Raw genomic sequence first — 4419 nt, forward strand, 5'->3', positions numbered from 1 at the left:
TTAGAACGAGTAGATGAACTGAGTCGCGAGGATGTCGTTGGACTTGCCGTACGAACCGTCGTTCTTCAGGAACACCTGCTTGTTGGCCCAGTCGTGGCGATATTCGACCTTCACAGTAATCTGCTGGGTCGGATAGAACAGCACGTCGAGCGACACATCCTGGTGGATCGCACCCTTGCACTCGAAGCCAACGCCGCCGCCCGCCTTGGAATTGGCGAGGCAGTCCGCGCCGATACCGAAGCCGTCCGCCGTGTCCATGCCGTTCGAATTCAACGCCACGCCACCACCGCCGCCGCCGTTCTTGCTGTCGACCAGTACGTCATAGCGTGCCGTCGCGCCCATACGCCCCACCACCGGCAGCGAGAACTTGCGGTGCGCGAGCAGCGACAGGCCGTACCACTGCGCCTGGCCACCGTTGAACGCGGCGTTCTGCTGCTGGCCGTAGTCGACTTCGGCGTTGTACTGAACGTCAGCCTGGGTGTAGGCCAGATCCGCTTCGCCGAAGAAGAACGTGCCGAAGGCGCTCGATGCGCCACCGCCCACGCCATACACCGGGACCGTATTGCCGTTCACGTTCTGCGTGGAGGCCGAGAGCGTCTGACGACCGATATTGAACGAGCCGCCCACATCCAGCGCACTCGACCACGTGTAGTCGACCCGGGCCGTGAAGGTCGGGATCTTGTTGCTGCTCGTGATCGGGTCACCCAGCGCGTTGGTGCCGGTCTGCACCACCGAACCGTACGTGCGGTACTGTTCGTTGCCCAGCATGAACTTCCACGCCCAGTTGCTGCCGTCGCCCGTGTAGTTCAGGCCGACGCCGACATAGCTGCCCGGATCGGAGAAGTCATACAGCAGGTTGTGCGTGAGCGTCAGCATCTGGTTCGACTGCTGCACTTCATAGCCGCCGAAGCTCGGCATCAAACCGGCTACGAAGGTCGTCGTCGCCGTCATCGGAATGGTCACGACGGCCGTGTTCAGAATGTTGTTGCCGATCTCGCCGTGCTCGTTCTGCAACAGCGTAATGCCGTTGCCGCGGTTCGGCATCAGGGTGATCTCGGCCGACGGCGCCATCGGGCCAACACCGAAGGTCTTCTTGATGTCGAGGTACAGATCGCCGAACGTACTGTTGAAGTAGTTGTAGCTGCTTTCGTGATTCGCGAACAGGAACGACCCGCTGCTTGCCGCGCGGTTATACATGAAGGTCGGATCGATATAGCCTGTCACCGACAGACCCGCGAGCGGACCGGTATTCTGCGCGTCCACCAGCGAATCGACCTTCAGCTGCTGGTTGGCGAGCTGCTGCTTCATCGAATCGACCTGATCGTTGCTCAGCGACGCGCGGGCCTTGCCGTAGTCCGGCGACGAGATGTCCACCGGCGCTTCCGCGACGGCCGGCGCCGGGGCCGGTGCGACAGCAGCCGCGGCCGCTTTCGGTTTGGTCGCCACCTCGGAGCGCAACTGCTTCACCTCTTTCTGCAGTGCGTTGAGCTGGGCCTGGAGCGCCTTGATCTGGTCGCTGGTGGCGTCCGCCATGGCAAAGCCTGGCAAACTCCCCGCCACCAACAGACAGATGAGCTTCTTTCTCATGCAAATTCTCCTTATTGGTCGTATTGCAAAAGGACTTCTTATGCGCGTGCCGTATCGAGTGACTTCCGTACGGCGGCTTGTTGTGGTGCTAACGGCAAGGGGTCGGCGGCCTCGGCGAGTGCGAAGGCCATCTGCATGTCGCGATCGCGCCTGCGCTCACGCACCTGCATCCAGCGGTTCACAGCGATCACGCCGATCGTCACCGTGGTGATGAAGATCGTGGCGAGCGCATTCATTTCCGGATTCAGACCGAGGCGCACCCGCGAGAACACGACGAGTGGCAACGTGGTCGAGCCGGGGCCAGACAGGAACGCGGAGAGCACGAGATCGTCGAAAGACAGCGTGAACGACAGCAGCCAGCCGGACATGAGCGCCTGCGAGATCAGCGGCAGGGTGATCAGGAAGAACACCTTGAAAGGCGTGGCGCCGAGATCGAGTGCGGCTTCCTCGAGCGACCTGTTCATCTCCTTGATACGCGATTGCACGATGATCGCTACGTACGACACGCACAGCATCACGTGGCCGATCCAGATCGTGAAGAGGCCGCGGCCCTTCGGCCAGCCGAGCATCTGTTCGAGCGCGACGAACAGCAGCAGCAGCGAGATGCCCTGGATCACTTCAGGAATCACGAGCGGCGCGTTGATCATGCCGGCGAACAGCGTGAAGCCGCGAAAGCGTCCGAAGCGGGCCAGCACGAACCCGGCCCAGGTACCGATCACGACGGAGGCAAACGCGGTCATGAGACCGATTTTCAGCGACAGCCAGGCCGCACTGAGCAGTTCGTCGTCCTGCAGCAGCGCGCCGTACCATTTGAGCGAGAAGCCGGACCAGACCGTGACGAGCTTCGACTCGTTGAATGAATACACCACCAGGCTGATGATCGGGATATACAGAAACAGAAACCCGACAGTCAGCACACTCGTGGACAGCGTCTTGTTAGGCTTGATCATTTCGCACCCTCCAGTTCCTTGACCTGGTAGTACTGGAACACGGCCATCGGCACGAGCAGCAGTAGAACCATGGCGACGGTGACAGCGGATGCCATCGGCCAGTCCATATCGTTGAAGAATTCATCCCACATCACGCGTCCGATCATCAGCGTGTCGGCGCCGCCGAGCAGTTCAGGAATCACGTACTCGCCCACCGCCGGAATGAACACCAGTAGACTGCCGGCGATGATGCCGTTCTTCGACAGCGGCAAGGTGATACGCGTGAACGCCGCCCAGGGTTTGCAACCGAGGTCATAGGCCGCTTCGAGCAACGTCAGATCCATCTTCACCAGGTGCGCATAAAGCGGCATCACCATGAACGGCAGGTACGAATAGACCATGCCGATATAGACGCCAATATCCGTGTGGTAGAGCCGCAACGGCGAATGAATCATGCCGATCGCCATCAGCGTATGGTTGAGCAGGCCGTCGTCCTTCAGGATGCCGATCCATGCGTAGACGCGGATCAGGAACGACGTCCAGAACGGCAGCATCACGCCCATCATCAGCAGGTTGCGCCGGGCCGGTTCCGAGCGTGCGATGTAGTACGCAACCGGATAGCCGATCAGCAGGCAGAAGAAGGTCGAGACCGCCGCCATTTTCAGCGAGCTGATGTAGGTCGCGACGTACAGATCGTCCTGCAGCAGGAACGCGTAGTGCCCGAGCTGCATCGCGAAGTGCACCATGCCGTCCTTGACCGTCACGAGATCCGTGTACGGCGGAATGCCCAGACGCAGATCGGCGAAGCTGATCTTCAGCACCAGCACGAACGGCAACGCGAAGAACACGAAGAGCCACAGGAACGGCACACCGATCACGGTCGTGCGGCCCGACGGCACCAGCATCGCGAGGCGTTTTTTCAGTGAGCCGAGCAAACGGCTGCCGGACAGCGCGGGGGAGGAGAGTGTGGGATGGCTCATTGGGTCAGCACCACGCCGCTAGCCGGCGACCAGTAGACGAACACGTCGTCGTTATAGGACGGCGCACCTTCGCTCATCAGGTGCGAGCTGGAGAGGTTGGAGACGACCGTCTTGCCGCTCGGCAGGCGCACGTGATACAGCGAATAGCTGCCCATGTAGGCGACATCCGAGACCACGCCGCGCGCCCAGTTGTGCGGCGTGGCAGGCTTCTCGAGCGAGACCTTCACGCGTTCCGGACGCACCGAGATGCCCACCGGCATGCCGAGCGGGCCGGTAATGCCATGGCTCACGTAGATGTTCGTTTCGAGGTCTTCGCTTTCGACGAAGATGTGGTCGGGTTCATCCGCGACCACGGTGCCTTCGAACAGGTTGGTCGAGCCGATGAACTCGGCCGAGAAGCGGCTGTTCGGAAACTCGTACACCTGGCTGGGCGAGCCGATCTGCACGATGCGCCCTTCGCTCATCACGGCGAGGCGCCCGGCCATCGTCATGGCTTCTTCCTGATCGTGCGTGACCATCACGCAGGTCACGTCGACCTTCTCGATGATGTTCACCAGTTCGAGCTGGGTCTTCTGGCGGATCTTCTTGTCGAGCGCCGACATCGGTTCGTCGAGCAGCAGCAGCTTGGGGCGCTTGACGAGCGAGCGGGCCAGCGCCACACGCTGCTGCTGGCCGCCGGAGAGCTGGTGCGGTTTGCGCTGTGCGTATTTGCTCATCTGTACGAGATGCAGCGCGTCGGCGACGCGTTCCCTGATCTCATTCTTCGGCGTGCCTTCCTGCTTGAGGCCGAAGGCGATGTTCGCTTCGACGCTCATATGCGGGAACAGCGCATACGACTGGAACATCATGTTGACGGGCCGCTTGTACGGCGGCATCGCGGCGAGATCCTCGCCGTCGACGAAGATGCGCCCGGAGCTCACCGA

General features: G+C 61.4%; 4 protein-coding genes. All 4 read right to left on the bottom strand.

Translation table 11 applies throughout. The annotated features are described in order from the left end of the window. Positions 1–1587, bottom strand: a complete 1587-nt coding sequence (locus PQR40_RS38760; RefSeq protein ID WP_408511259.1) for a DUF3138 family protein — start codon at positions 1585–1587, stop codon at positions 1–3. 38 nt (positions 1588–1625) lie between these two features. Then, positions 1626–2537 carry an ABC transporter permease subunit gene (locus tag PQR40_RS38765; RefSeq protein ID WP_408242354.1) on the bottom strand — a complete coding sequence of 304 codons (912 nt, stop codon included), beginning with the start codon at positions 2535–2537 and terminating at the stop codon, positions 1626–1628. Beyond that, positions 2534–3421 carry an ABC transporter permease subunit gene (locus PQR40_RS38770; protein WP_408242358.1) on the bottom strand — a complete coding sequence of 296 codons (888 nt, stop codon included), beginning with the start codon at positions 3419–3421 and terminating at the stop codon, positions 2534–2536. The genes PQR40_RS38765 and PQR40_RS38770 overlap by 4 nt, the downstream gene beginning before the upstream one ends. 71 nt (positions 3422–3492) lie before the next feature. After that, a partial coding sequence (locus tag PQR40_RS38775) for an ABC transporter ATP-binding protein (protein ID WP_408511260.1) occupies positions 3493–4419 on the bottom strand: 927 nt, incomplete at its 5' end.

This window comes from Paraburkholderia sediminicola, assembly GCF_046026855.1.
GTDB classification, from domain to species: Bacteria; Pseudomonadota; Gammaproteobacteria; order Burkholderiales; family Burkholderiaceae; genus Paraburkholderia; species Paraburkholderia sediminicola_A.